At 63.1% G+C, this 26,098-nt stretch carries 31 protein-coding genes and 1 tRNA gene; 14 read left to right on the top strand and 18 right to left on the bottom strand.

Features of this window, described 5'->3' with window-relative positions; genetic code table 11:
* Positions 1 to 22 precede the first annotated feature (22 nt).
* The 3 genes from ispF to LFT47_RS03365 all read right to left on the bottom strand — a co-directional run bounded on the left by ispF (position 23) and on the right by LFT47_RS03365 (position 2,019).
* Positions 23 to 553, bottom strand: coding sequence for a 2-C-methyl-D-erythritol 2,4-cyclodiphosphate synthase (ispF, locus tag LFT47_RS03375; protein WP_442863458.1), 531 nt, complete (start codon positions 551 to 553; stop codon positions 23 to 25).
* A 23-nt stretch (positions 554 to 576) separates the two neighbouring features.
* Positions 577 to 1,359 (bottom strand): 2-C-methyl-D-erythritol 4-phosphate cytidylyltransferase, encoded by a 783-nt coding sequence (ispD, locus tag LFT47_RS03370; protein WP_236815211.1) that lies wholly within the window; start codon positions 1,357 to 1,359, stop codon positions 577 to 579.
* A gap of 177 nt (positions 1,360 to 1,536) precedes the next feature.
* Complete coding sequence (locus LFT47_RS03365; RefSeq protein ID WP_011690592.1) at positions 1,537 to 2,019, bottom strand: CarD family transcriptional regulator; 483 nt, start codon at positions 2,017 to 2,019, stop codon at positions 1,537 to 1,539.
* Positions 2,020 to 2,314: 295 nt separating this feature from the next.
* On the opposite strand from LFT47_RS03365, the gene LFT47_RS03360 reads away from it, so the two are divergent.
* Positions 2,315 to 2,893 (top strand): hypothetical protein, encoded by a 579-nt coding sequence (locus LFT47_RS03360; protein ID WP_236818304.1) that lies wholly within the window; start codon positions 2,315 to 2,317, stop codon positions 2,891 to 2,893.
* Positions 2,894 to 2,994: 101 nt separating this feature from the next.
* Here LFT47_RS03360 and LFT47_RS03355 read toward each other — a convergent pair whose 3' ends face one another.
* Positions 2,995 to 3,675: a response regulator transcription factor gene (locus LFT47_RS03355; RefSeq protein ID WP_059388662.1), complete on the bottom strand. Its 681-nt coding sequence runs from the start codon at positions 3,673 to 3,675 to the stop codon at positions 2,995 to 2,997.
* On the bottom strand, positions 3,672 to 4,877 hold the full coding sequence (locus LFT47_RS03350; RefSeq protein ID WP_236818303.1) for a sensor histidine kinase: 1,206 nt from the start codon (positions 4,875 to 4,877) through the stop codon (positions 3,672 to 3,674). The genes LFT47_RS03355 and LFT47_RS03350 overlap by 4 nt, the downstream gene beginning before the upstream one ends.
* A gap of 206 nt (positions 4,878 to 5,083) precedes the next feature.
* On the opposite strand from LFT47_RS03350, the gene phoU reads away from it, so the two are divergent.
* Entirely contained in the window at positions 5,084 to 5,737 is a 654-nt protein-coding gene (gene phoU / locus LFT47_RS03345) for a phosphate signaling complex protein PhoU (protein ID WP_078106623.1), read from the top strand.
* A 74-nt stretch (positions 5,738 to 5,811) separates the two neighbouring features.
* On the opposite strand, the gene LFT47_RS03340 is transcribed toward phoU, so the two are convergent.
* Positions 5,812 to 6,558: a phosphoglyceromutase gene (locus LFT47_RS03340; RefSeq protein WP_236815209.1), complete on the bottom strand. Its 747-nt coding sequence runs from the start codon at positions 6,556 to 6,558 to the stop codon at positions 5,812 to 5,814.
* 126 nt (positions 6,559 to 6,684) lie between these two features.
* Between LFT47_RS03340 and LFT47_RS03335 the strand changes: the two genes are divergently transcribed.
* Positions 6,685 to 7,500, top strand: a complete 816-nt coding sequence (locus LFT47_RS03335; protein ID WP_236815207.1) for a class I SAM-dependent methyltransferase — start codon at positions 6,685 to 6,687, stop codon at positions 7,498 to 7,500.
* A gap of 7 nt (positions 7,501 to 7,507) precedes the next feature.
* Here LFT47_RS03335 and LFT47_RS03330 read toward each other — a convergent pair whose 3' ends face one another.
* On the bottom strand, positions 7,508 to 7,846 hold the full coding sequence (locus LFT47_RS03330) for a DUF2516 family protein (RefSeq protein ID WP_236815205.1): 339 nt from the start codon (positions 7,844 to 7,846) through the stop codon (positions 7,508 to 7,510).
* A gap of 10 nt (positions 7,847 to 7,856) precedes the next feature.
* Positions 7,857 to 9,041 (bottom strand): trans-sulfuration enzyme family protein, encoded by a 1,185-nt coding sequence (locus LFT47_RS03325; RefSeq protein WP_236815197.1) that lies wholly within the window; start codon positions 9,039 to 9,041, stop codon positions 7,857 to 7,859.
* A gap of 138 nt (positions 9,042 to 9,179) precedes the next feature.
* Here LFT47_RS03325 and tmk point away from each other — a divergent pair, with 138 nt between their 5' ends.
* From tmk to LFT47_RS03310, 3 genes are read left to right on the top strand one after another with little or no spacing between them, the layout of a single operon-like run.
* On the top strand, positions 9,180 to 9,860 hold the full coding sequence (tmk, locus tag LFT47_RS03320; protein ID WP_236815195.1) for a dTMP kinase: 681 nt from the start codon (positions 9,180 to 9,182) through the stop codon (positions 9,858 to 9,860).
* Positions 9,857 to 11,005, top strand: a complete 1,149-nt coding sequence (locus LFT47_RS03315; RefSeq protein WP_236815193.1) for a DNA polymerase III subunit delta' — start codon at positions 9,857 to 9,859, stop codon at positions 11,003 to 11,005. Before tmk ends, LFT47_RS03315 begins: the two co-directional genes overlap by 4 nt.
* A gap of 49 nt (positions 11,006 to 11,054) precedes the next feature.
* Positions 11,055 to 12,656 carry an alpha/beta hydrolase gene (locus LFT47_RS03310; protein WP_236815191.1) on the top strand — a complete coding sequence of 534 codons (1,602 nt, stop codon included), beginning with the start codon at positions 11,055 to 11,057 and terminating at the stop codon, positions 12,654 to 12,656.
* A gap of 115 nt (positions 12,657 to 12,771) precedes the next feature.
* Here LFT47_RS03310 and LFT47_RS03305 read toward each other — a convergent pair whose 3' ends face one another.
* Both LFT47_RS03305 and LFT47_RS03300 read right to left on the bottom strand, forming a co-directional pair.
* Entirely contained in the window at positions 12,772 to 13,611 is an 840-nt protein-coding gene (locus LFT47_RS03305) for an endonuclease domain-containing protein (protein WP_236815189.1), read from the bottom strand.
* A gap of 185 nt (positions 13,612 to 13,796) precedes the next feature.
* Positions 13,797 to 14,540 (bottom strand): phosphonatase-like hydrolase, encoded by a 744-nt coding sequence (locus LFT47_RS03300; RefSeq protein ID WP_236815187.1) that lies wholly within the window; start codon positions 14,538 to 14,540, stop codon positions 13,797 to 13,799.
* Between the two features lie 222 nt (positions 14,541 to 14,762).
* On the opposite strand from LFT47_RS03300, the gene LFT47_RS03295 reads away from it, so the two are divergent.
* Positions 14,763 to 14,835 (top strand) — tRNA-Thr (locus tag LFT47_RS03295).
* A gap of 147 nt (positions 14,836 to 14,982) precedes the next feature.
* Here LFT47_RS03295 and LFT47_RS03290 read toward each other — a convergent pair.
* Both LFT47_RS03290 and LFT47_RS03285 read right to left on the bottom strand, forming a co-directional pair.
* Positions 14,983 to 15,357, bottom strand: coding sequence for a hypothetical protein (locus LFT47_RS03290; RefSeq protein ID WP_236815185.1), 375 nt, complete (start codon positions 15,355 to 15,357; stop codon positions 14,983 to 14,985).
* A 62-nt stretch (positions 15,358 to 15,419) separates the two neighbouring features.
* The gene (locus LFT47_RS03285; RefSeq protein WP_236815183.1) at positions 15,420 to 15,866 is read right to left on the bottom strand and encodes a hypothetical protein; all 447 of its coding nucleotides are present in this window, start codon (positions 15,864 to 15,866) and stop codon (positions 15,420 to 15,422) included.
* A 429-nt stretch (positions 15,867 to 16,295) separates the two neighbouring features.
* Here LFT47_RS03285 and LFT47_RS03280 point away from each other — a divergent pair, with 429 nt between their 5' ends.
* The gene (locus LFT47_RS03280) at positions 16,296 to 17,423 is read left to right on the top strand and encodes an ATP-binding protein (RefSeq protein ID WP_236815181.1); all 1,128 of its coding nucleotides are present in this window, start codon (positions 16,296 to 16,298) and stop codon (positions 17,421 to 17,423) included.
* A gap of 308 nt (positions 17,424 to 17,731) precedes the next feature.
* On the opposite strand, the gene LFT47_RS03275 is transcribed toward LFT47_RS03280, so the two are convergent.
* Entirely contained in the window at positions 17,732 to 17,962 is a 231-nt protein-coding gene (locus LFT47_RS03275) for a hypothetical protein (RefSeq protein ID WP_236815179.1), read from the bottom strand.
* A gap of 128 nt (positions 17,963 to 18,090) precedes the next feature.
* Entirely contained in the window at positions 18,091 to 18,447 is a 357-nt protein-coding gene (locus tag LFT47_RS03270; protein WP_236815176.1) for a hypothetical protein, read from the bottom strand.
* Between the two features lie 220 nt (positions 18,448 to 18,667).
* Here LFT47_RS03270 and LFT47_RS03265 point away from each other — a divergent pair, with 220 nt between their 5' ends.
* The 4 genes from LFT47_RS03265 (at position 18,668) to srmL (ending at position 22,048) form a co-directional block, all read left to right on the top strand.
* On the top strand, positions 18,668 to 18,979 hold the full coding sequence (locus LFT47_RS03265; RefSeq protein WP_236815174.1) for a hypothetical protein: 312 nt from the start codon (positions 18,668 to 18,670) through the stop codon (positions 18,977 to 18,979).
* A gap of 447 nt (positions 18,980 to 19,426) precedes the next feature.
* Positions 19,427 to 19,735 carry a DUF4190 domain-containing protein gene (locus LFT47_RS03260; RefSeq protein ID WP_236815172.1) on the top strand — a complete coding sequence of 103 codons (309 nt, stop codon included), beginning with the start codon at positions 19,427 to 19,429 and terminating at the stop codon, positions 19,733 to 19,735.
* Positions 19,736 to 20,055: 320 nt separating this feature from the next.
* The gene (locus LFT47_RS03255) at positions 20,056 to 20,736 is read left to right on the top strand and encodes a hypothetical protein (protein ID WP_236815170.1); all 681 of its coding nucleotides are present in this window, start codon (positions 20,056 to 20,058) and stop codon (positions 20,734 to 20,736) included.
* Positions 20,737 to 20,929: 193 nt separating this feature from the next.
* Complete coding sequence (gene srmL, locus LFT47_RS03250; protein ID WP_236815168.1) at positions 20,930 to 22,048, top strand: PheS-related mystery ligase SrmL; 1,119 nt, start codon at positions 20,930 to 20,932, stop codon at positions 22,046 to 22,048.
* Positions 22,049 to 22,135: 87 nt separating this feature from the next.
* On the opposite strand, the gene LFT47_RS03245 is transcribed toward srmL, so the two are convergent.
* The gene (locus LFT47_RS03245; protein WP_236815166.1) at positions 22,136 to 22,687 is read right to left on the bottom strand and encodes a GNAT family N-acetyltransferase; all 552 of its coding nucleotides are present in this window, start codon (positions 22,685 to 22,687) and stop codon (positions 22,136 to 22,138) included.
* A 94-nt stretch (positions 22,688 to 22,781) separates the two neighbouring features.
* Complete coding sequence (locus tag LFT47_RS03240; protein ID WP_236815164.1) at positions 22,782 to 22,985, bottom strand: tautomerase family protein; 204 nt, start codon at positions 22,983 to 22,985, stop codon at positions 22,782 to 22,784.
* 198 nt (positions 22,986 to 23,183) lie between these two features.
* Here LFT47_RS03240 and LFT47_RS03235 point away from each other — a divergent pair, with 198 nt between their 5' ends.
* Together LFT47_RS03235 and LFT47_RS03230 are read left to right on the top strand one after the other, a co-directional pair.
* Positions 23,184 to 23,360, top strand: a complete 177-nt coding sequence (locus LFT47_RS03235; RefSeq protein WP_236815163.1) for a CsbD family protein — start codon at positions 23,184 to 23,186, stop codon at positions 23,358 to 23,360.
* A gap of 212 nt (positions 23,361 to 23,572) precedes the next feature.
* Positions 23,573 to 24,070: a DUF7793 family protein gene (locus LFT47_RS03230; RefSeq protein WP_236815161.1), complete on the top strand. Its 498-nt coding sequence runs from the start codon at positions 23,573 to 23,575 to the stop codon at positions 24,068 to 24,070.
* On the opposite strand, the gene LFT47_RS03225 is transcribed toward LFT47_RS03230, so the two are convergent.
* Positions 24,067 to 25,245: a Gfo/Idh/MocA family protein gene (locus LFT47_RS03225; protein ID WP_236815159.1), complete on the bottom strand. Its 1,179-nt coding sequence runs from the start codon at positions 25,243 to 25,245 to the stop codon at positions 24,067 to 24,069. The genes LFT47_RS03230 and LFT47_RS03225 overlap by 4 nt on opposite strands.
* Entirely contained in the window at positions 25,242 to 26,087 is an 846-nt protein-coding gene (locus LFT47_RS03220) for a sugar phosphate isomerase/epimerase family protein (RefSeq protein WP_236815156.1), read from the bottom strand. The genes LFT47_RS03225 and LFT47_RS03220 overlap by 4 nt, the downstream gene beginning before the upstream one ends.
* Positions 26,088 to 26,098 lie beyond the last annotated feature (11 nt).

Below are 26,098 nucleotides of genomic sequence, written 5' to 3'. Positions count from 1 at the left end.
ATCCGGCTTCGTTGCACACCATCTATCCCTGTTGAGGCGCTATTGAGGCGCCATCGCTTTGGGGCGCTGCCGGCACGGCGTAGACGAGGGCCGTGGCGACAGCGGAGATGCCCTCTCCCCGCCCCGTGAAACCCAGGCCGTCGCTCGTGGTTGCCGTGACGCTGACGGAAGCTCCTGCGGCGGCGCTGAGGACACGCTGCGACTCCTCACGCCGCGGCCCGAACTTCGGCCTGTTTGCAACGAACTGGACTGCCACGTTCCCGATCTCAAAGCCGGCAGCCCGGACAATCCTGGCCGCCTCCCCCAGCAACTTCACCCCGGACGCACCTGCGAATTCGGGACGGTTGGTGCCAAAATGCGTGCCGAGATCACCAATGCCGCAAGCGGAGAAGAGCGCATCAGCAGCCGCGTGGGCAACGCAATCGCCGTCGGAATGCCCCGAAAGTCCGCGCTCCCCCTCCCAAAACAGCCCGCCGAGCCATAGCGGCTGCGGATCGTTGTCAGGTGCGTAGGCGTGCACGTCCACCCCGATGCCTGTGCGTGGCAGAATCATCGCTGCGTTCTCCGAGTCCGCCATCAGCCTTCAACCCAGCGGACTCCGAGCGGCCCCTCCAGCAGGCCTTCGGCAATGATGAGATCCAACGGCGTGGTGATCTTCAGCGACTGGCTGGCGCCCCGGACCGCGTGGACCGGCACGCCCAGGAGCTCGACCAGCATGGCGTCATCCGTGACTGCCGCCGACTGCTCGTCGTCGAACGTCGCGGCCGCCGCGTGGGCGCGCAACAAAGTCTCAAAGTCGAATCCCTGCGGGGTCTGCACGGCGCGCAGTTGTTCGCGCGGGGCGGTGCCGGTGACGATCTCCGGCGCGATTCCGGCGTCGTCACCGTCAGTTTCCGCAACCATCTTGACGGTATCCACCACCGGAATGGCGGGGATGACCGCTTTGGCGCCGGACGAGAGCGCCACGGCAACCCGGTGGAAGACGCGTTCGGGAGTCAGCGCACGCGCGGCGTCGTGAACCAGCACAGCGCGCGTTCCTTCGAGGACCGCCCCAAGGGCGGCGCGGACCGAATCGGCACGGGTGGATCCGCCGTCGACGACGGTAATCAGCGGGCCGTCAGCGCCCAGTTCCTGCCGGAATTCCTCGCACAGCTCGCGCAGCTCCAGGTCCCCCGCGGGGACGGCCACGCAGATCTGGCGGGCAACGTCCGCCGTCGCGACGCCGCGAAGGGCGTGGGTGAGGATCGTTTCGCCGCCCAGTGGAACTTTCGCCTTGGGCATGCCGTAGCCAAGCCGCTCCCCGGAGCCTGCCGCAACGACGACGACGGCGGTGGCCTCGCGCTGGGATGGTGTAGTCATGCGCCCAAGCCTACGTGGTGCCCACCCGCCCAACTAGCTCGCAGTAGGTGTCGTTTTGGGCGCCCAGAACGACACTTACTGCCAGTCAGTTGGGCTTTGGAGCGGGCAGCAAGGCTTTCGGGCAAAAGGAAACCCCGGCAGCAGGTTGCCACCGGGGTTCAAATCTTTGAATCTCTGTTAGGAAGCCAGAACTTCGTCGAGAACGCTTGCGGCCTTCTCTTCGTCGGTCTTCTCAGCCAGTGCCAGTTCTGAAATCAGAATCTGACGGGCTTTGGCCAGCATTCGCTTTTCACCTGCGGAAAGGCCGCGATCGTGATCACGGCGCCAAAGATCGCGGACAACCTCTGCAACCTTGATGACGTCGCCGGAAGCAAGCTTCTCCAGGTTTGCCTTGTAGCGACGGGACCAGTTGGTGGGCTCTTCAGTGAACTCGGCACGGAGAACGTCGAATACGTGCTCCAAGCCTTCCTTGCCCACTACGTCGCGGACCCCAACAAGGTCTACGTTTTCTGCTGGAACTTCAATGGTCAGATCACCCTGAGCCACCTTGAGCTTGAGATACATTTTCTCTTCGCCCTTGATAGTGCGCATCTTGATTTCTTCAATTTTTGCTGCACCGTGGTGAGGGTAAACTACTGTCTCGCCGACCTCAAAAACCATGTGGACTTTCCCCTTTCCCGCAGACCAGTTTATCACGCTTAAGGCATACGATTGGCACGGAAAGGGGTCCTGAGCCCTGTAAATACGCGGAAAATGGCCTTTTCGGCCCTCCGGCACCCTCTTGACGGGAGGGCATAAAAGTGCATTGGACGCAGCGTTCCGGATGACCCTACTCCTTCTGGAGGGCCGCCACAATGGTGATCGGAATCCTTGTTCCTGCTAGTTTGCCGATAGGCTATGGCTGAAAAGTGTTCCAATGACTCTTAGAGGAGTACGTGTCGTGCGCATTACTGCGATGAACCGTGTCCAGCGCGGCAAACTGGCGATGGCGGCGGCCGCCATCAGCATCGGTCTCTTGTCCGTGACCGGCTGTGGCTATATCAACCCCCAGCAGACCAACGAGCAGTACTCTCCGTCTGACGGCGTCAGGGAAGACCTCGGTTCGCTTCAGCTGCGCAACATGCTCATCGTCTCCACGGATGCCAACAAGCCGGGACGCGTCATTGGTGCCGTGTTCAACACTTCCTCGAGCGATGCAACCCTGACCATCAGTGGCGCCGGCGGGTCACAGACGACTATTCCGGTCAAGGCCAAGTCGCAGACCTACCTCAACGAGACCACGGACGCCGCGGTTCTGAGCACGAGCGGCGGAGCCCCGGGTTCCATGGTTTCCGTGACTATCAAGACCGGCTCCGATTCCCGTGCCGTGCAGTTCCCGGTCCTGGACGCTTCCTTGAAGGAATACTCGAAGTACCTCCCCACAGTTTCCGCTTCTCCGAGCCCCTCGGTCAGCGGTTCCGCGACGCCGGGAAGCAGCGCGACGCCGGGAAGCAGCACGACCCCGACGCCGAGCGCAAGCGCCACCGGCCACTAGGCGGCCGGCGGCCTGCGCCGCCCCTGTCGGCAAACAAGCCGGCTCCTCGAAGGCAAAAAGGAAGGGCTCCCGATGGGAGCCCTTCCTTTTGCTGTAGCTTCTTACGGCTCGAACTTGTAGCCCAGGCCCCGAACCGTCACGAGGTAGCGGGGAACCGACGGGTCCGGCTCGATCTTGCTGCGCAAGCGCTTCACGTGGACATCCAGGGTCTTGGTATCGCCCACGTAGTCGGAACCCCAGACGCGGTCGATCAACTGCCCGCGGGTGAGCACACGGCCCGAATTGCGAAGGAGCATCTCGAGGAGTTCGAACTCCTTCAGTGGAAGCGATACCTGTTCGCCGTTGACGCTCACCACATGCCGCTCGATGTCCATCCTTACCGGGCCGGCCTGCACGGTGGATGTGATGAGCTCCTCCGGCTCGCCCTGCCGGCGCAGCACGGCACGGACGCGCGCGACGAGTTCCCTGGAGGAGTACGGCTTGGTGACGTAATCGTCCGCGCCAAGCTCCAGTCCTACTACCTTGTCGATTTCCGAGTCCTTGGCCGTCAACATGATGACGGGGACGCTGGAACGTTGGCGCAGTTGCCGGCAAACCTCAGTGCCGGGAGTCCCCGGAAGCTGCAGGTCCAGGAGCACGAGGTCGGCCCCGTTGCGGTCGAACTCCACCAAGGCGTCGCTGCCGTTGTCCACAACCTGGACATCGAAGCCTTCCTTGCCCAATAGGTAGGACAGAGGGTCGCTGAACGACTCTTCGTCCTCCACGATCAGAATCCTGCTCAAGCGCCAGCTCCTTGCTCTAGGGCGCGCACAGCGCCCGTCGATTGAATCACGCTTCGGGGCTTCGCCCCGGCGTCGTCGTCCTCCTGGCCTTCCATTTCCGGAAGGCGGATGGTGAAAGTAGAACCTTGGCCGGGCTGGGACCAGACGGTGACCTCGCCGCCATGGTTGGACACCACGTGTTTGACGATACTCAGGCCCAAACCCGTTCCCCCGGTCTGCCGGGACCTCGCCGCATCCACGCGGTAGAAGCGTTCGAAGATGCGTTCCTGGTCCTCAGGGCTGAGACCCTCACCTTGGTCTGTGACGGAAATGGCAACCACGCCCTCTTTGGCGCGGACCCCCACTCCCACACGGGTGTTCTCCGGCGAATAACGAATGGCGTTGTCGATCAGGTTCCGCAGGGCGGTCACCAACAGGTCCTGGTCGCCGAAAACCATTGTTTCCGAGCGTCCGCCGACCACGATCTTGATGTTCTTGAGCTCGGCCGGGAGCTGCGACCGGTCCACGGCCTCGGCGATCACCGTATTGATATCCACGGCGTGCCCTTGCTGTGCCACATTGGCCCCCTGAAGCCGGGACAGCTCGATGATGTCCTGCACCAGCGCGGCGAGCCGTGTCGATTCCTTGTGCATGCGCTTCGCGAAGCGGCGCACCGCTTCTTCGTCGTCGGGGCTTGCCTCGAGCGCTTCGGCCAGCAGGGAGATGGCGCCCACCGGCGTCTTGAGTTCGTGAGAGACGTTCGCCACGAAGTCGTTCCGGATTTCTTCGGTGCGGGTAATTTCGGTGCGGTCATCGGCCAGCAGGACGATATATTCCCATCCGAGCATGGCTGCCCGCACCTGCACCACAATGGTTCCCTTGCCCAACGGACCGCGGGGCAGCTCGAAAGTCTTCTCCAGGATCACGCCGTCGCGCCGCACCTTTGCGGTCATGTCCAGCAACTGCTTGTGCACCACGGTGTGGCCCCTCACGAGGCCATATGCGTAGGCCGCGGGACTGGCCCGGACCACGCCGTCGATCGCGTCCACCACGACGAAAGCGCGCCCGACGACGGACAGCACCTCCGCGGCTCCCTCCGGAAGCAGCGGCTCGGTCACGTCTAGGTCAACGATCTTCCGCTGCCGTTCGCTGAGCCTGAACGCGAGCACGCCAAAGACGCCGCACGACAGGCCGACTAGACCTGCGATGACACCGATGAGCACTGGATCCACGGATCTAGCTTATGCGCTCAAAACACTGCAAAATATGGAACGGTCACCAAACCGCCCCGATTCAGCTAACGTTCACCTAAAGGTGCGCAATCGTTCATTGACCACTGCCACCCTTGCTAGTTGGACCGTAGTTAGCTGTGATAATTTTCGCGCCGCCAGAAGGGTGCGGAGGAGATTTCCAAGGAGAGGACGCCACCGTGCGCAAGGTTTTTCAGGAGGAGCTCATCCAGGTCGGTGAGGACCTCATCGAGATCTCAAAACTGGTCACTGAGGCGATCCAGAACGCGACCACCGCATTCGAAGGTGCCGACGTAGATCTTGCCCAGGATGTCATTGCCGCCGATGCCCGGATCGATTTCCTGCAGAACGGCCTCGACGAACGGGCCATCGATATCCTCGCGCTCCAGGGTCCCGTGGCAAGCGATCTCCGGATGATTGTCGGTTCCCTGCGGATGAGCGCGTCCCTGGAACGCATGGGTGACCTCGCCCGGCACGTGGCCCAGCTGGCCCGTTTGCGCTACCCGGCCACGGTCATCCCCGAGCAGCTGACGGCAACGTTCAAGGACATGGCCCGCCTCGACCTCGAAATCGTCCAGAAGGTCACCCTGCTTCTGGAGTCCCGCGACCTGGAAGTTGCCCGGGACATCCTCAAGCTCAACATCCGGGTTGACGATCTGCACCTGAGCGTCTTCAGGGCGATCGCCGATCCCGCGTGGGCCGAGACCGCCGCCACCACCGTGGATGTGGCCCTCGCCAGCCGCTACTTCGAGCGCTTCGCCGACCACGGCGTCTCGGTTGCCCGCAAGGTGACCTATCTGGTCACCGGTGAATGGCAGCCGGAAGGCTTCTAGCCAGTCTTTACAAACAACGACGGCGGCCGGCCCACCTTGCGAGGTGGGCCGGCCGCCGTCGTTCCCTCAAAGACCTATTTCTTGCCCTGGGCGGCTACAGCCTTGATGGACTCTGCCGCGGCCTCGGGATCGAGGTAGGTTCCGCCGGGGTTGATCGGCTGGAAGTTCTCGTCCAGGTCGTAGACCAACGGGATGCCTGTGGGGATGTTCAGACCGGTGATGTCTTCGTCGCTGATGCCGTCGAGGTGCTTCACGAGGGCGCGCAGGGAGTTGCCGTGGGCCGTGACCAGGACTGTCTTGCCAGCCTTGAGGTCTTCCTTGATGTCGGATTCCCAGTACGGCAGGAGACGCACGAGGACGTCCTTGAGGCACTCGGTGCGCGGCAGGGCGTCGCCGAGGCCCGCGTAGCGCACGTCGTTGACCTGGGAGAACTCGCTGTCATCGGAAAGGGCGGGCGGCGGGGTGTCGTAGCTGCGGCGCCATTCCATGAACTGCGCTTCGCCGAATTCGGCCAGGGTCTGGGCTTTGTCCTTGCCCTGCAGCGCGCCGTAGTGACGCTCGTTGAGGCGCCAGTCGCGCTTGACCGGGATCCAGCCGCGGTCGGCCTTGTCGAGGGAAATGTTCGCGGTGTTGATGGCCCGCTTGAGCAAGGACGTGTACAGGATATCCGGGAGAACGTTGTTCTCGACCAGGAGCTCTCCGCCGCGCGCTGCTTCCTCGCGGCCTTGGTCGTTCAGGTCGACGTCCACCCAGCCGGTGAACAGGTTCTTGGCGTTCCAGTCGCTGTGGCCGTGGCGCAGCAGAATCAGCTTGTAAGTCATGGTTTTCATCCTAAGCGATCATTCCCTGCTGTTGCCGGGCGTTACGCTCCAACGCGGGGTCACTTAGCGCCGGTGTTTGGGCGCCGGATGGGCCGTAAGTGACCCCGCGTTGGAGGATAAAGTGGGATGGTGGTGCAAAAGGCGGAGCGGGTGCAGGGAAGGCGCGGCAAACCCGTCGGCAACGTCACCAGGGGCACCACCAATCCCAACCGCATGCGTCGTCTGGACCGCTGGCTGGCGGGCCCACAGGCTTGGCGGCTGCGCTCGGCCGTCGACCCCTTGGTAGTGGACCTGGGCTACGGCGCTTCCCCGGCCACCGCCGTCGAACTCTTCGAAAGGCTGCAGGCAGTCCGCCCCGACGTCCGAGTGTGCGGGATCGAGATCGAACCCGAGCGCGTCCGGGTCGCGAAATCCCTGGAAAAGCCCGGGCTCAGCTTCCACGTGGGCGGTTTCGAGGTTCCTGTTCCAGGCAATCCCGTGCTGGTGCGGGCCTTCAACGTGCTGCGGCAATATGAGGAGTCGGATGTGGCCGGGATCTGGGCGCTGGTGCAGTCGCGGCTGGCTCCGCAGGGATTGTTCATCGACGGCACGTGTGACGAAATCGGCCGCAGGGTGACGTGGGTTGCGTTGGATCCGGACGGGCCCTTGAGCCTGAGCCTGTCTATGCGCTTCGGCGGTTTCGAACTTCCCTCCGACGTGGCCGAACGCCTGCCGAAGGCACTCATCCACCGAAATATCCCGGGCGAACGCATTCATGGTTTCCTGAATGCGCTGGACCAGGCCTGGTTGGAAGCCGCACCGCTCGCGTCTTTTGGCAGCAAGCAACGGTGGACCGCTATGTGCCAGTCAATGCGCGACGCCGGTTGGCCCCTTCAGGACGGAACGTCGCGCTGGCGCTTGGGGGAACTTACCGTCGACTGGTCGGCGGTGGCCCCGGCTTAGCTCACCGTCACCAGGGACCGTACGGCCCCTGGTTCCGGCCGCTGTTCCCGATTTCCTTCACTGCGGGACGGACGTCCGCCAAATAGACACACGCTGCCGTGACGGCTGCGATGCCAAAGATGCCGAAGCCACTGCCGCCACCGAGGAGGGAAAGGCCGCCAATCACTGCAGCGACGCCGGTCAGGGCCAGCCAGAAGGTCTTGGTGCGCTTGGATGCCGCTTCAAACGACGAGGGTTTGTGGCGCAGGCAATCGACCAGCGCCCACAGCTCCAAAGCGAAGGCAACCAGTCCCAGAATGAACCAAATCCCATTCTGGATGTTTGAAATCAAAATTTTTCCGTCCACGCCCACAAGCCTAGCGGTCAAGCGACTTGAGCGCTTGCTCCAAATCCGCCCAGAGGTCTTCGACGTTCTCGATCCCGACGCTCATCCTGATCAGGTTGTCCGGCACGCTGAGCGGTTCGGCGGTGTGCCGGCGTCGGCGTTCGATGAGGGATTCGACCCCGCCCAGCGACGTCGCGGGGATCCACAACCGCAATGCGCGAACCAGTTCATCTGCTGCGTCGGCACCGCTGCGGGTTCCGTCTCCGGCCAGCTGGATGCACAGGATGGAGCCGAAGCCCTTCATCTGGGACTTGGCCCGTTCATGGCCGGGATCATCCGGCAGACCCGGGAAGCGGATGGACTCGACGCGCGGGTGGGTACTCAGCCGCTCGGCCAACGTGGCGGCAGATGCTTGCGAACGCTCGATCCGGAGTGCCAGCGTGCGCAGGCCACGGAGCGCGAGCCACGCCTCGAAGGGGCCCGCGATGCCGCCGTGGATGATCCGGTGGTGAAGGAGTTCGGCGCGCAGTTCCGCATTCGAGGTCACCAAGGCGCCGAGTACGACGTCGGAGTGTCCAGCCAGGTATTTGGTCACCGAATGGAGCACGACGTCGGAGCCCAGGCTGAGGGGCTGCTGAACGAGCGGCGTGGAGAAGGTGTTGTCGGTGACCACGATGGCGCCGGCTTCATGGGCGGCGGCGGCCAGTGCCCGTACGTCGGCGATGCCGAGCATGGGGTTGGTGGGGCTTTCAATCCACAGCATGCTGGCGGGTATTCCATCGGCGGGGGCGAGCTGCGCCTTGACAGCGTCGGTGTCCGCGATATCAACGGTCCGCAGTTCAAGGATGCCCTTGGCCGCGAGTTCGGTGGCCATGACGAGCGATCCTGCGTAGCTGTGCGTGGGCATGACCAGGACACCGCCGGCAGGCACGAGCGACAACGCGGAACTCACTGCGGCCAAGCCCGAGGCATAGAGCAAACCGGGCAGCTCGGCTCCTTCCAGCTGGGCCAGTGCTTCCTCGAACGGATCCCACGTGGGGTTCGCATAGCGTCCGTAGCCGCGGTCGCCGTCGCTCAATGCCCCTGTGCCGAAATACGTGGAGGACAGAACGATGGGCGGGTTGACGGGCTGGTCATGGCTTCGTTCGGGACGGCCTGCCGCCACCACCACAGTGTCAGGGGACAGATCTGCGGTATGTTCTCGGGAAAGACTCATTGCCCCAGCCTACGGCGCGGGGAGCGGGGGCTGGAAAGGTGTTACGGCTACGTCTCGCCGCGCGGCAGGTTCGGTCCCGCGCAGGTGGGCGAGCGCCGTCGTCGGGCAGTGTCGGAGTTCCTCTGTACGCTTAGATCCGTGACTACGCAGCGCCTCAAGCAGGACCAGGGCCCCACACCCGACCAGCGTCCAGGACTCTTCATCGCCTTCGAGGGCGGGGATGGAGCCGGCAAGTCCACGCAGGCCGCCCGCCTGGCTGAGTCGCTTGAGTCCCTCGGCTTTTCGGTGCTGCGCACCCGCGAGCCCGGGGGCACGCCGATCGGCGAGAAGCTGCGTTCCTTGGTGCTGGACCACGGCCACGGCACTATCGACCCCCGGACCGAAGCCCTGATGTTCGCCGCATCCCGGGCCGCCCACGCAAGCCAGGTCATCCGCCCGGCCTTGGCGCAGGGTTCTGTGGTGATCACGGACCGCTATATCGATTCCTCCGTCGCTTACCAGGGTGCCGGCAGGGACCTCGGGACCGTGGACGTCAGGCGGCTCAACGAATGGGCCACCGAAGGCCTCGAGCCGGACCTGACAGTGCTCCTGGACGTCCACCCGGGCGATGGGCGGGACCGCAGAACTGCCGGAGACGCTGCCGAGGACCGGCTCGAGTCGGAACCGGACGATTTTCATGCCCGCATCCGTGCGGCGTTCCTGGAGTTGGCCGAGGCCCGCCCGGAGACGTACCTCGTGTTGCCCGCCAAGGACGCCGTCGAAAACCTCGCCGCGCAGATCCTCCGGCGTGTGCAGGACTTGCTCGGGGGCCGCACATGAGCGTCTGGGATGAGCTCCAGGGCCAGGCCCCCGTCGTCGCACAATTGCGCGCCGCCGCCCAAGGCGAAGGCCTCACGCACGCATGGTTGTTCACCGGTCCTCCGGGTTCAGGTCGTTCCAACGCGGCCAAGGCATTCGCCGCGGCATTGAACTGCGAACAGGACGACGTCGCACTTCGCGGCTGCGGCGAATGCGCATCGTGCCGGACCATCCTGGGCGAGACCCATTCCGACGTGACCTTTGTCCGCACGGAGAAGGTCACCATCACCATCGACGAAGCCCGCCAATTGGTGTCCAAGGCCGGCGACCGGCCGGCGACCGGACGTTGGCGCATCATCGTGGTGGAGGACGCGGATCGCATGGCCGAACGCACCACCAACGTGCTCCTCAAGGCCATTGAAGAACCGACGCCCCGCACCATCTGGATGCTGTGCGCGCCGTCGCCCGCGGATGTGCTGGTCACCATCCGCTCGCGTTGCCGCCCGGTGAGCCTCCGGATTCCGCCGGCCGCTGACGTCGCCGCCCTGCTGGTGAAGCGCGACGGCATCGACCCCGCCATTGCGGACAGGGCCGCCCGCGCGGCCCAAAGCCACATCGGAATTGCGCGTCGGCTGGCCCGCGATCCGGAAGCCAGGGAACGCCGGATGGAGACTGTCCGTTTCCCGCTGGGCCTGCGGGGCGTCACTGCTGCCGTGATGATGGCCGAAAAGCTGGTCAAGATCGCAACCGATGAGGCCAACAGCTCCAACGACGAACGCGATGCCGCCGAGAAGGTCGCCCTGCTCGCGAGCCTGGGCGCTCCGGAGTCGGGCACCATGCCGCCGTCGATGCGCGGCCAGGTCAGACAGCTCGAGGACGACCAGAAGCGCCGTGCCAAGCGATCCATCACCGATTCCCTGGACCGCACGCTGACCGATTTGCTGTCCTTCTACCGGGACGTCCTGGTCATTCAGCTGGGGAACGCCGTCGAGTTGGTCAACGTTGAACTCAGGAGTGAACTGGAGGCCTACGCGGCCGGCTCCACGCCAGAGATCACCTTGGCGCGCATGGATGCCATCAACAAGGCGCGGGTGCGGATCACCACGACCAACGTGGCACCGCTGTTGGCCGTCGAGTCCATGGCGAGCAGCCTGATTCAGCAATAGCCGGATAGTTTAGAAATACAGCACGCTTCCCCAGCCTGAGGAGAAACGCATGACCCCCGCACGACGCCGGCCCGCCGGGTCCAGTTCCAGGACACGGTTCCCCTCACTGCGGCGGGCGGCAGCGGCAGTCGCTGCCACGGTCACCGCGAGCCTGCTGCTGAGCGGCTGCGTGTTCTCGGTACCGGTGCCCAACGATGGCGCCGGCAACGGGTCCGGTAACGTCAGCACCCCGGACCCGTCCATCGCAGCCGCGGCGCCGGCAGGACTGGAAAGCTTCTACTCCCAAAAAGTGAACTGGACATCCTGTGAGCAGGGATTCCAGTGCGCCAACATCAAAGTGCCGGTGGACTACGCAAAACCCGATGGTGACAGCATCTCCATCGCTGCAATCCGGCTCCAGAGCCAGGGCACAAAGAAGGGTTCACTACTGGTGAATCCTGGTGGCCCCGGAGCTTCAGGCTATGACTTCGTCAGGGACGCGGCGAAAACACACTTCACCAGCAAGCTGCGGTCCAGCTTCGACCTGGTGGGTTTCGATCCCCGCGGCGTCAAGCGGTCGGCACCGGTGACGTGCCTCAGCGATGCCGAGCGGGATGCTTCCCGCGAGAAGGTCTACAACTACGACACTGACCAGGGCGTCGCCGCGGCGCTGGCCGACACCAAGGCCATGAATGCCCAGTGCGTGGGAAAGTCCGGGCCCGCCCTGCCGCACATCGATACCGCCAGCTCCGCCAAGGACATGGACATCCTCCGCGCAGTGCTGAACGACGCAAAACTCAACTATCTGGGCTTTTCCTACGGAACCTCCCTCGGCGCCACTTATGCGTCCTTGTTCCCGAACAACGTAGGCAAGCTCGTTTTGGATGGCGCAGTGGACCCGTCCCTCAATAACGAGGACCTCACCGCGGGACAGGCAGAGGCGTTCGAAAAAGAACTCCGCACGTATGTGGCGGATTGCCAGGCAAAATCCGGATGCCCCATGACCGGCAGCGTCGACAGTGGCGTGCAGCAGATCCAGAACCTCATCGCCGACGTCGAGCAGAATCCCAAACGCGCCAAAGACGGACGGCTTGTCACCGGGGCTACGTTCGTCAGCGGTATTTTCACCCCGCTCTACGACAACGAATCGTGGCCTGTGCTGACCCAGGCTCTGGTGGCGGCGTTCAAGGGCGACGTGTCCCTCATGCTCCGGATTGCCGACTTCGGCGCGGACCGGGACCCGAACGGCACCTACACGTCGAACACCTCGTTCGCGTTCAACGCCATCAACTGCCTTGACTACCCCATGGTCACGGATACGGCCGGGATGCGTTCCGAAGAAGCCCGATTGAAGCAGCTCTCCCCCACCTTCGGCTATTACTTCTCCTACACCGGCATCAACTGCAAGGACTGGCCCTATAAGCCGGTGCACACGCCTGCTCCCGTGAAGTACACCGGCAGTGCGCCGATTGTGGTCGTAGGCACCACCGGGGACCCCGCGACGCCTGTCGCCTGGGCTGGTTCTCTGCGGAAACAACTCGGCAACGCTTCCCTCGTGACGTGGAAGGGTGAAGGCCATACCGCCTACGGCCGCTCCAACCAGTGCGTGTCCGACGCCGTGGACAACTACTTCGTGGATGGAAAGGCACCTTCGGACGGGACTACGTGCTGACTTAGGTAGTCCGGTTTTTGGCGGGACCGCCACTTCTGACCGTTTTTAGAGCTGGGTTGAGCCGATTGTGGGCGGCGAGACGGGGATGTTTGATGCCAGGCGCCCGCAAAGATGGTCATTTGTTGAGGCGCGGCCCTGAATGGTGGGCCCGGATGGCGGCCTGCACTTCCGCGACCATAGCCTCGGGGTGGTGAACAACGTCCTCGTAGAAGTACCTCAACACAGTGAAGCCGCCGGCAACAGAGGTGTTATCCCGGCGTCGATCCCTCTTGATGGCCCGGGGTTCGAAGTGCGTCTTGCCGTCCAGCTCAACGATCAAAATGCGCTCGACGACGAAATCAACCTCCCCCACGCCGAGCAGTTCCACATGCTGCACAAAAGCTATTCCAGCCTGCTGGAAGTGCATGGCCGCCAGTGGTTCAAGCAGGGAATCGGCTCTCTGGCGCACGAGATCCAGGACGTCCCTCGCCCGGCCGTTGCGGTTGCCGGGCAGCTTTCCGCGTAGGAACTCGGTGGTTATGTCGGCACGCGAAACGGCACACTGCACCATGACCAGCGCTTCAGCTGGAGGCCGGCATCGCAAGGCATGCACCAGCACATCGGCAAGAGCTGCCACCGGCCGGCCCGGCAAAGCCGGCAACGATGCGCTCCGGTGCAGCACGACGCCATCGCGGGGTAGCCCGTTGCCGCAGACCAAATGGAGCTCGCTGGCGGGATGCAGTTGCCAAAGTCCATAGTGTGGGGCAGCCGAGACGCATGTGAGGACACCTCCGTGCCGAAAGGCTTCAGCGAATTCCGGAGGTGCACCCGCCAAAGCCACGACGCCGCGATACGGAACCACCACTCCGCCCCGACGTGCCGCAGTTCTGAGCTGCCAGGCGCCGACTCCTGCGCTGAGGAGATCCCCGCGCATGGCCACGCCTCCCCGTGCACGAAGGGCAGCTATGAGATCCATGGCTCCAAGATGCCTGCGTGGAGGGTTGCTGCGGAGCCCTGGGTTTGTCTATGTGGACAACTTCATGCTTTTGGCTCGCAACACCTGACCACTTTTGGGCGGCACCCTGCGGCGTAAGTGGCGGATTGACGGCTCCCGCGTAGCTGAGGCGGGGCCAAAAGTGGTGGATCGTTGAGGGGCAGGCGCTAGAGCCGTGCCGCGCGGGGCTCCAGCAGCGCGGGAAGATCCTTGACCGAGGGCACGACGGCGGTGGCGCCGGCCGCGCGCAAAGCCGCCTCGGAATGGAAGCCAGTGAGCACGCCCACCACGGCGGAGGCGCCGGAGCGAAGGCCGGACAACATATCCGAGCTCGTGTCGCCCACCACGACGACCTCGCGGACATCATCCAGGTCAAGGGCCAACACTGCAGTGAGAATCATGTCCGGGTAAGGGCGCCCGCGGCCGGCGTCGGCGGGGCACAAGCTGAGATCCGCCTTCCCCATCCAGCCCAGCGACTCAAGCACCATGTTCTGGGTGTGCCGGCCGAAGCCTGTAGCAAGGCAGACTTTCACACCGGAGTCCCGCAACCAGTCGATGGTTTCCTCGGCGCCTGGAATAGCCCGGACGCCGCCGTCGGCAATCAGATCGTCGTATGCGCGTTCGAAAGCCTTATTGGCGCTCTCGGCCCGTTGTGCTTCTTCAAAAAGGTGGCTGAAAACGGTCAACTTGGAAAAGCCCATGGTGTCCCGGGCGTAGCCGAGCATGCTTTCGAAACGGGGCGAACCAGGCTCGACGCCGGTCTCCTGCAGGGCGACGGACATCGCACGCTCCGTAAGACCATCGTCGGTAATCGTGGTGCCCACCATATCCAAGACAGCAAGCCGGAGCCGCTGCGCACGATGTGCCCCGGCGTCGTCCGCGTTGATCCTCTTGCTGCTGTCCATGCTCATGGCGCCCCTTCGCTGGTTGATGACCGAAATCGTGCGGCCACGTTAGTCCGCCCAGCTTGCCCCCGGCCCGCGACGGCGGCCTGAACCCGGCGCGACGAGCGGATGAATTCCGCAACAACGGCGCCACAGGAGCTCCGCCCGGGGCTGTTTTGACCCGGACGAGGTGACTCTATTACAGTTGTATCTTGCGTGATTCAGCCGGTACCCGGCCGATAACGCGGTGCTTCCTTAGCTCAGTCGGTAGAGCGTTTCACTCGTAATGAAAAGGTCATCAGTTCGATTCTGATAGGAAGCTCGGACGAGAACCCCGTATTCCCGCTTGTTTAGTGGGGATGCGGGGTTTTTGGTGGTTTGAGGTGTTGAATCCAATGACTTCTCTGTATTGCTCATTGTCGGCAGGCTCCCCCGGGACGGCATCCATGCCGCTCACCATATCGTGAGTTCAGGCCTGGGAGGTGTGCCGGTAGGAAACGATGGCGAACGCGCTGCCCGCCAGGACTCCCGTGACCGTCGCGATGGCCCCAGGGTTCATCAAGGGAGGAAAGAGGCTACAGAACGCGTAGGTGAGAATTCCCGAACTCATCAGGGCCGAGACACCAGTAACGACTGCACGGATCTTGCGGCTCGCTTCCTCAGTCACGAGGAACCTGGCGCTGATCACAACGCCGGCAACAACCAGCCCAAGGATTCCCAAAACAATCACCTCGATGACCAGGAAGTACAGACCCCAGACAAGAGCAGAAGCATTGATCTGGTGGCCCCATGCGGAACTTCCGAGGTGCGCCAATGCTCCGACTGCACCCAACCCGATACCCATGCAGACCAGCCTGCGCGACACTTTTCCGGTACGCCACCACCCCTGTCGGGTGCCCTTCGTCATCATTCAGTACCGCCCGTCGAAGGTCTGGCGCTTGAGGCATGGGCTGTTCCTGAAAGACTTTCGGCTTCTTGTTTGGCGGCCTGAATGATTGCGAGGAAATCCGCACGCTGAAGGTGCTCCTCGCCGGGATTCCGGATGACCCGCCCCAGGTACGGATCGCGCTGCTCCAGATCCTTCAGTTCGTTCCGCAGGGTGGTGTAACCGGCCTCCTGCTCCGCTTGCGCTTTGACCGGAACCCAGATGATCAGCACGATCACAGGAATCATGGCGACACCCACGGCGGCCACCACCGAATTGGTGAACCACGACTGCGGAACCCCGGACACGTTGAGGATAAGCACGATGCCAAGGACAGCCAGAGCCGCCGTGGTGCACCTGTAGCGCAGCCTCAGAAGCGCGAACGCCGGGGGCCCTTTGATCAGTCCGCCGCTTCGGATCTCATCCATACCTGTCCCCCCGTGTCGTGCCGCAGCGCGGCAATTCTTACCGATCCTATGCCCACCGGTCCAGATGGACACGAGAAACGGGCGTCAAGCGGGCGAGAACCCTCCTAAGCCCCAATCTCCCTTCACTGCCCTTATATCGGCCGACAAGGTTCGGTGACGTTCCATCCTGTCCGGAACGCAAGTCCGCTTGCTGCAGGCGTCGCGGCGATGCGTGATCGAGACGATCTCGATGTCAAAAACGGAGTTCGGGGTCGTTCCCCACCAAGCTAGAGTCCGTGAGACTCGATGGCCGGGACTTGCATCGCTGGTATCACCGCAGTCCCAAGCAGGCGGCGCGGCGTCTCCTGCCTGGGACTGATCGGGATCGACCGAGCTACTATAAGAAATATAAATACTTTAAAAAATTTATAGGCGTGTAAAGGATGTGCTGTGAAAAATCCGTTCAAGCCGACAGCCGGTGCCCGGCCACCGCTTCTTATCGGCCGGGATGATATGCGCCAAGACTTCGCCGAGAGTATCGAAAACGGGCCGGGGGCGCCGGGGCTTCTCTCCATTTTCACGGGGCCTCGCGGCATCGGCAAGACCGTCATGCTGGGGGAAATCGAGGACGAAGCAATTGAGCATGGCTGGATTGTTATCTCGGAGACCGCCACGGCCGGATTGGTGGACCGTATAGGCAGTGCAGTGCGCGCCGCCGCGGAGGAACTAGGGGACGGCCCCGCAGGCCGCCGCGTCACCGGGGTGACGGTTGGCATCCTACGCGTGGACACGCAACTCCCTGCCACCCGCGAGGTCCACTGGCGCCGCCAGATCACCGAGCTCCTGGAGAAGTTGAGCGCGCAAGAAACCGGGCTGCTGCTCAGCATCGATGAAATTCACGCAGTGGACAGAACACAGCTGTCGGAGATCGCGGCGGTGGTCCAACATCTGATCCGCGAAAACCTCCCGATTGGCCTTGTCCTCGCCGGCCTGCCCAAGGCCGTCGAAGACCTGCTGAACGAAGGAGTTTCGACATTCCTTCGCCGGGCCGAAAAGTACGACCTGCACCGGACGTCCATAGACGAGGTAACCGAAGCTTTTCGGAACACATTCTCCGAAAGCGGGGTGAGCATTAGCGACGGACACCTCCGGCAGTTGGCCGACGCGACCGGCGGCTACCCCTTTCTGATACAGCTGGTCGGCTATCACGTGTGGAGCCAGGCCAAGAACGCGGGCGGAGAAGTCACCGACTCGGCCCTCGCTGCGGGGATACAGAAAGCCCGACGGCGGATGGGGGCGACAGTCCTGCAGTCTGCCTACTCGGCGCTTTCCGACGTCGACCAGTCATATCTTCTTGCCATGGCTGAAGACGACGGCCCCTCGAGCACCACGACGATTGCTAAGCGGCTGGGCGTCAACAGTGTCTACGGAGGCCAGTACCGGCTTCGGCTTCTGGCGGCCGGGGTCATTGAGACGACAAGTCGCGGGTATGTTGACTTTGCTGTTCCGACGTTCCGCGAGTTCCTCCGCGACACTCCAGCGTATGGGCTGCGGCTGCAGCACCCGAGGCGCTCGTGATCCAGCGAGCACCGAGCGACTGAATGCTCACGACTTGCTCGACGTCAAAGCCCGGGGAGCTCCGGAGAAGTAGGACTCTGCCTCGCAGATAACCGCCGGTACTCCGATCGCTCCTGAGGTCGTCGCGACGGTCTGGCACAAATGATTTGGCGACGGCCAGGGGAAGTCCGGCTACATCTGCGATGGAGGCCCTGGCCGCTGATCCGCACGTCATCCGGATGGCTTCGCGCAGTACTAGCCGGCTATCCGATCGAAGAACGAGACGCCCTCTTGAGCGCGCCTGACACGGCCTAAACCGGGAGTGGACCCTACAGGCCGGCCGTCAGGGAGAGAATCGCGACTAAGAATCCGATGACAATCCAACAGGCGGTCAGGACGCGGACCTGCGTTGTGCCTCGCTGTGTCCACCACGCGACATCGGCAGTGGCCGAAACCCACGTCCGGATCTTGGCGGCGCGACGCGCCAGCGGCCGTGCGATCGCCCAGCCAAACAGGCCCGCGCCGACCAGCACGAGTCCGAACAGCACTCCGGGAGCCATCGAATCACCTCGCCAAAGCTGCCACTAGGCACTCCCGAAGGGCGCAACTGCTCGCGAGTCGGTCACAGACACGGATCCCTCTAACAACGGGGCCTAAATACATCAACGGCGTTCCTTGCTGCGAGATGTCATGACGGGCGCACGAAAACCAGGACAAAAACTGACACCGCCACGAAGATGGCGCCGAAGACCATTGAGAGTACGCCATACACCCGAAGAAAACCGCGTAGCAGCGACCCGATGCCAATCGTTGAGAGCTTGGCAACCCTAGATAAGGAACCGCGATGGTCGGTGACCAGAATCATGCCTTCAAGGAACGCGGCAAGGCCAATCAACCCGAAGGCGTACGGAAAGACCGCTTTCCCCACATCGTGCGGCAGTGCAAGTGAGCCCAGGACGGTGAGCAGAATGAGGACGGCGCACGTCACCCATGCCACCCGCAGCGGCAGCGTGAGCGACCCCAATTCCTTGAGAGTTCTCCCCAATGCCGCCCCTCCGTTGCTTGCCCTTGACCAAAGAGTAAGGGCTGCCATCCTGCCGCGACAGAGGTCCGGGCCCGGGTCTCCTCTTCACTCGCGAGAGGGAGGGTGCCGTGACGCGCGTGCGGGTCCGAGGTCCTGTCTGGATACAAGCTCTCCTAGGCAAGTGGGCCTGATATGAAGATCCTTGATCGGAGCGGTCCCGCAGGATTGGAAGGGCGCTGACGTGACCAGAAGAGCCCACGGGCCAACGAACGGCAGGAACACGTGGCAAGCCGTGTACTCGATGTTCGGTCGGATGGCGGTCGCCAACTTCACATTGCTCCTCGTAGTCGTCGTGCTCGTTGTATTCCAACCCAAAGCCAGCGATCCGAGCTCGTATTGGGCTATCGCATTGATGGCAGTCCTGATGCTTGTGACGGGAGGGCTGATGGTGAAGGGAATGCTTCGACTCAGGCTCGTCCGCAAATCGCACAAGGAGGACCGGCGACGCATCGCCGCGGGCCTTACGTTGGAACCCGAGCGCGACGATGACTGAAACCCCGGGTGACCGAATGACATACGTTTCAGAGGTGGACTTTCGATCCCCGGCCGGTTCAGGGTCCACGGGCCGTGGGTCCTACTCACCATGAGCGTCTCGCGGCTTGAGTTCCACCCCCGATCCCGATGGTGGGCGCGCCACTTCGGCCCTTGGCCGCTCGAGCAATCCGCCGTCCGCGAGATCTATCCGGGGCGCCCGCATCCCCTTCTATTCCTGGGCGCCGGTGACCTTTCTCGCCGAGGAGAACATGCCGTGGATATTTCTGTCCGAATGGCCGGAGGGCGTCCTTGGAGCCGCGGAAGAGCTTGCCTACCCCGTCCGGCACCAGAGTAGGCAGTTCGATTTCAAGGCTCCGACACACCGGAGGATTCCCGGCCTGCACGGATGCTTGCATGCAACATCGTAGGGTCACGTGACTACATTCCAGGAGAAAGAACAGACCTCATGAGCAGTGTTCCTCCACCTCCCGAAAAGCGTTGGCCGTCCGACGCCCCGCAGATATCTAATCCATACGCGCCAGTCCAGCCACGCGCTCCGTTCAGCAAGGCGGCAATAGCGGGGTTCATCATCAGCTGCATCGGGCTTTTCGTCTTTGCCATGGTGGGTCCACTCGGGACAGCAATCTCAGGCCTTGGCTTCCGGCGGGTCAGAGAGCGCGGGTTGCGTGGGCGCGGGCTCGCCATCGCTGGCATGATCATCGGTGTCGCCGATTTTGCGTTCTACCTCATCGCCCGGTACCTCTTTCATCCTTGATGGACAGCGGCCTATGTGGCCCTATTGACCACATCCCGCCGTATGGACGCTGTTCAGCATTGCACTCGTCGCTGGGGGGCTAATCTTCCCCCACTCCGTCCCCCTGCCACCGGTTGCGCCCCTTTCCCAGGGCGGCGCCACTTCACAGATCTGGCCGAGCAGACATTCTTGAATGGGCTCGCTGCGACCGGCTGCCCGGCGCGCCGGGCGCTCCGAAGTCCAGTCAACGGGATAGAAAAGATGGGCGGGAGCTACTGGCTTCCGCCCGTCGTTCCCTTTTCCGGGGGACAAACTTCCGAGCTCCCGAACACCTGAGGGTCATGAATTTCCGTAAATACCTCGCCCTGCCCGCCGCATTCCTCGTTACTGCATTGGCCCTCACTGGATGCCAGCAGGGAACCCATTCCGCCGCCGAAGCGATGACCAAGGCCGCGTCGCCGGCAGTTCCTCAGGGAGTGGCGCCCGTTCCAGTGGGCGCCGCCTCGGGTGCGGCGGCTGCAGCCGTGAAGTCCATCCACTCCCCCGGCATGGTCGCTGCCGACGAGCAGCTTGCCGACGGACAGTGCGCCGCCAAAGTGGTCGACGCCGCCACCGGCGAGTACCTGCCGGACCCGGCCTGCACTCCGGGGGCCGCAGATCCAGCGGTTACCCAGGAGAACATCGATTCAACCATTTGCACGAGCGGCTACACGGCCACGGTGCGCCCGCCCGCTTCGAACACAGACAAGGTGAAGGCCGAGAGCCTGCGCGAATACGGCCAGGTCCCAATGAAGACCACGGAATACGATCACCTGATCAGCTTGGAGCTCGGCGGCACCAACTCCGTATCGAATCTGTGGCCCGAGCCGAACAAGTCGAGCGCCACGGGGACCACTAACCCGAAAGACGCGGTGGAGAACACTCTGCACAGGGCCATCTGCGCTCACAAGGTCACCCTGTCAGCTGCCCAGGAGGCGATCGCCCGCAACTGGGTCACTGCGGTCAAAGACCTCGGTTTGTAGCTGCGCGATGCGCTGATTCCGACGATCAGGGTCGGCAGCTGGGGTATAGTCACCCCATGCTCTCCATGCGCCGATTTACTTGCCCCCGACCGGGTTCCGGTCGCGAGGGCTCTCAGGCGCGCGCCTAGGTCCTGGCGCTGGATTTGAGTCGGGGGTGGAACCCGCCACTCAAATCCGAACATAAGGACAAGCAATGCCCGCTTATCTCAGTCCCTCCGAACTCAACGATGCTTTGACCATCCGGGATCTCTCAAATCCCGACGGCGGGCCCCACGCAATGCAGACACTCCTGCAAGGAGTCATCGACGCGCTCGGCATTAAATGGGGTGTGCCTGAACGGATCGTTCGACATAGCCCGCTGGTGAGCGTGGCCGACAACTACGACCGCCTGGGGTTCAACGAATCGGATGTCACACGGGATCAAAAATACTCCCGCTATGTCAGTCCTACAGTGATGCTCCGCAGCCATACCTCGGCTTCCATCCCATCTCTGCTGCGGGCACTGGATCCAGATGAATCCATCGACGAGCTCTGGGCCATCCCCGGCCTTGTCTACCGGCGCGATTCCATCGACCGCACCCACGTCGGCACTCCACACCAGGTGGACTTGTGGCGCGTCAGCTCCCGGGAGCACCTCGGCTCCGGCGACCTGAAGGAAATGACCGCTTCCCTCGTGCAAGCGGTCCTTCCGGAGGCGCAATGGCGCACGGTCCCGGCGGTTCACCCCTACACCAGGGAGGGCTTACAGGTCGATGTACTCATGGACGGGGAATGGCTTGAACTCGCGGAATGCGGGCTCATGGCCCCGCATCTGTTCTCCGAGGCCGGCCTCGATCCTGCAATGTGGTCGGGGTTGGCTCTGGGGATGGGGATGGACCGGGCCCTGATGCTCCGCAAAGGCATCCCCGACATCACGTTGCTCAGGTCCACGGACAAAAGAATCGAACAGCAGATGCTGGACCTCTCCCGATTGAAGCCGGTCTCCCAGATGCCCTCCATTCGGAGGGACATTTCGATCGTCGTTCCCGCAGACGTGGACGCCGAAGTGCTTGGAGACCAGGTGCGGACAGCCCTAGGTGAGCAAGCCGAAGACCTGGAAAGCGTCGACCTCCTGGCGCTGACCTCATATGGAGAACTTCCCGCGCCAGCACGGGAGCGGCTCCGCATCCGCGACGGACAGGCCAACGCCCTGATACGTCTGGTACTGCGCCCCCTTACCCGGACCATGACGGATCCCCAAGCCAACCAGATCCGGGACATTGTTTATCGAGCACTGCACGAGGGGCCGGTCAAGGAGCTCATCGCGGGATAGGACATGCCGCGGCTTGCCCCAAATGATGCCGGGCGCCGCGGGACCAGCCGGCAAAAGGCCCCACCGGGACCTCCATCGCGGGGCGCTCTACCAAGGGGTTCCCCGAAGGTCGATCAGTCCAGCAGGCCACGATTCGGCGCTCTTGACCGCGGAACAGATCATGATCGGGGTATCCACGGATTCGACGACTGTGGTCCTGTCCCGTCTTGATAGGCACCGTTCTTGAGCACGGATCCGGCGCCAGCCGCAGGACTCATAGAACGGCGCCACGTCTTCACGGCAGCCGAGGTAGCCAAAATCCACGCCAGCCGTCTCCATGGCTTCCCGTGCGCGGCCCATCAGCACGGTGCCGAGTCCTGCTCTTCGCACTCGACGAGCCACGATTACCCCGCCAGTGCCACCCACCAGGACCCCGACAGGGCCGACGTCGATCAACCTCCGCTGGAATCCGACGTGACCAATGAGGCCTAGACCATCGAAAGCGAGGACATGGACATCGGCGGGCGAATACCCATAGGGACAGTCAGGATCCCATACCCCGAACGTCTCGTAATATTCGGCGTCGAACAGGGATCGAAGGCCCTCAATGGTTCCGCGAAGAAGATGGCTGTGCCTGACAACCCGGATCGTCGTCTGCATTTCCCTATCCTCCTTGACCATGGACGTCACCGTAGCCGACGATCGCGTTCACAGCCGCGTTGACCCTGGTCGAGGAAGCGGCCCCTGGCGGAGCTTAAACCGCTTCGTTCTGACCTGAATCAGCGAGGGTCACTCCGGCCACGGACCAGTTCTCTCGCGGGACTTCGTGGAGGACGACGCGGATGGTGTCGAGCCGGATCCCCATGACGTCGGCGTAGGTCGCAGTCAGCGCTGCCAGCAGCTCTCGCTTCTTATCGGTAGATGCCGGCGAAGCGTTCAAAACCTGGATCAGTGGCATCAGACGATTCTGCCACGGCCCGTGAGGTTGTGCGTTTGGTTTCCACGGTTCGTCCCTTTGTTGACGGGCGGCCGCCGGATGAACACACTGCAGTGTCATGCACGGCAACTCGGCCGGATTTGAAATCCAAACCCAAAGCATGCTTAGTATGTAGTAACGGCCGGATCGATCGGCTGCCGAACCAGAGGAGGAAACACCATGGGACTAGGCGACAAGATTGAGAACGCTGCCGAGAAGGCTGGCGGCAAGGGCAAGGAAGCTGCCGGTAACGCCACAGGTGACGAAAACCTGAAGGCGGAAGGCCAGGCCGACCAGGCCAAAGGCGATTTGAAGCAGGCCGGCGAGAAGGTCAAGGACGCTTTCAAGAAGGACTGACCTGACCGTCTAGCGAAGGGCGCATCCCATCGGGGTGCGCCCTTCGCTGTGCCCGCTACTTGATTCGGGAGGACACTCGAGCGAAAACCCTCCGCACACCCACTATTCATGGACGCCGGACACCCTCACCGGTATTGTGATCTGCACCCGACTCTTGCTGATCCGGGAGCTGCGTCAATGGGGTTGCAGCGGAATCACATCTGGGGGATTTGATGACAACGCTGGTTCAGTCGGAGGGCGAATTACACCCTCACGCAGAGGTGGGCACCGCTTCGGACGCGGACGCCTGTGGGGCGTGGTTCCGTTCAGAACATGAGAATGTCAGTGTTGAGGACACGGGTGAAGGGGTACTCCGGATCACTTTGCGCCCGGGGCGCCGGATCACCGCAGAGGACGGAGCGCTTGTCCGGGAGAGATACCTGGCTCTGACGGCCGGAACGGGCGCCGCGGTGCTGCTGCAGGTCATCGGCGTCGAGTCCGTCAGCCGCGACGCCGTCCGATTCTTCAGTGAGGCCGCCACCATCACGGCCTTTGCGATCCTGGGCAGCACGCCGGTGGACCGTGTCATTGCCCACGGCAGGCGTGGACTCCCCGCACCGCAGTGCCCTACCCGGTATTTCTCCGACGAACCAGAAGCCCTGGGGTGGTTGCGCGAACTGCGCGCTGGCGCCGCAGAGAGCGGCACCAGCACGGCAGCCAAGCGGACCTAAGCGCCCCCGGTGTGGACAACGAGGTCGTCATACTTCCCGGCCAGGACGTCTTCGAAGTACACGGCCGTCCCCAAGGTTGCCGACACGTAAAGGGCCCGCACCGTGGCCAGGGCCGCGGTTGCTTCCTGAACTCCGACCCGCGGATCTTTTCCTGATCGGATGGATTCCACGACGTCGGCGTACTGCTTTTGGTGCGCGGTCTGCAGGTCGTCTGATCCGTCCGTGTTGGCTGAGGCATCATGCGCCCCGACCTCAAGTTCGGACTGGTTCCCGGCCCCGGCCATGCCGTAGGAGGATTCTCCCTCGACGGGAGCGTTATCAGCGGCATGGAAATACTGCAGCCGATCATTGTCGACCACGGCCGAGCCCTTGTCGCCGTGGACCTGGATCCGGGCAGTAAGTCCGGGATAGGCCGCAGTGGTGCAATGGATCACTGCAAGGGCGCCCGAGGCGAAACGGACGGTGGCAACTGCTGTGTCTTCCACTTCGATGCGTTCGTGCGCAAGCAACGCAGTATGGGCGTGGATCTGAACAGGGGTTCCCAGGAACCAAAGAAGCAGATCAACGCTGTGGACGCCTTGATTCATCACGGCTCCGCCGCCGTCGAGCTCCCAGGTGCCCCGCCACTGGCCGGAGTCGTAGTAATTCTGCGCCCGCCACCAGGCCAGCGAAGCCACTCCCGAGGTGATCCTGCCGAAGCGTCCGGACCGGACCGCCCGAGCCACGGCGACGCTGGCCGGATCGAATCTGTGCTGGCTGATCACCGAAATGACCTGCCCTGTCGCGGCAGCCGCAGCATCCGCGATGCGCCTAGCGCTGGGCAAGTCAACATCGATCGGCTTTTCGATGAGGACGTGCTTGCCCGCATTCAGGGCCTCTACGGCCAGATCGGCGTGTAGGCCGCTTGGCGTGCAGACTGCGACAAGGTCGATGTCCGAGGCCTTTAGTGCTGCCGCGAGCGACGAGTACGTCGCCGGACGAGGGTTGTGCAGCTCGTTCTCGACCGAGTCCGCCAACGCAGCCGCGGCTGGCCCCACCGGGTCAACGAGGGCGATGAGCTCCAGGTCCTTGTTGTCGGTGATAACCCGGGCGTGCTGGCGGCCGATGACTCCGCAGCCGACGACGGCGGTGCGCAGCCGGCGTTTGGGCGTGGTTGCAGTGTTCGAGGTGGTCATTTTGTGCCAACTCCGGCTTCTGCGAGGAGGCGGTTGAAGGCGCGGCCCGCAACTCCGAACGCTGCAGGTCCGGAGAATCCTCCGAGGTGATGGGTGTTTGCCAGGTGTGGTTCCAAGGAAGCGAAGCCTTCGAAACCGTCCGCCTTCAGTGCGTTGATGGTTTCGCGGAGTTGGCCGTCGCCATCGCCCGCCGGCATCACCAGGCTGTCATCGGCACGGGCATCCTTGACTTGGAGATATTCCAGGTACGGGCGAAGCATGTCGTATGCCTCGCTGAAGGGCTTGACACCTACCTGAACGAAGTTCGCGGCGTCCCAGGCAACCCGCAGCGCCGGGGAATTAACGGTCGTAATGATGTCCAGGACGCGTTCAGGCGTGTCGCCGTAGATGTCCTTTTCATTTTCGTGCAAGAGCACGACGTCGTGTGCCTGGGCCTCTGCGGCCAAGGCACGCATCCGCACCATGACGGCGTCGCGGATGTCTTCGGCGTTGAGGCCTTCCTCTCGATAAAACGAGAAGATCCGGATGTAACGGGTACCCAGGATCTTCGCGGCACGAATGGCCGCGTGGAGGCGGTCCACCTCGACGGCGACAGGCGTGGTGACGTCCACCTTGCCGATGGGAGAGGCAATGGCGGACACGCCCATGTTTTGCTCGCGCAGTATCTGCTCCAGCCGGACGAGGTCCTCTTCGGACATCTCGACGATGTTGGTGTCCCAAGCGCTGCGGACTTCGATGTGGTTGGCGCCCAAGGCCTGCAGGACTGCGATCTGGATGAGCGGGTCAGGGCTTATTTCGTCGCCGAATCCAGACAGGGTCCACTGGGTTTGCTTGACGGTCACGTCGTTTTCTC

The organism is Arthrobacter sp. FW306-2-2C-D06B, assembly GCF_021789175.1.
Classification (GTDB): domain Bacteria; phylum Actinomycetota; class Actinomycetes; order Actinomycetales; family Micrococcaceae; genus Arthrobacter.
The sequence above is the reverse complement of the archived record's forward strand: the minus strand, read 5'-3'. Positions and strand labels throughout refer to the sequence as shown.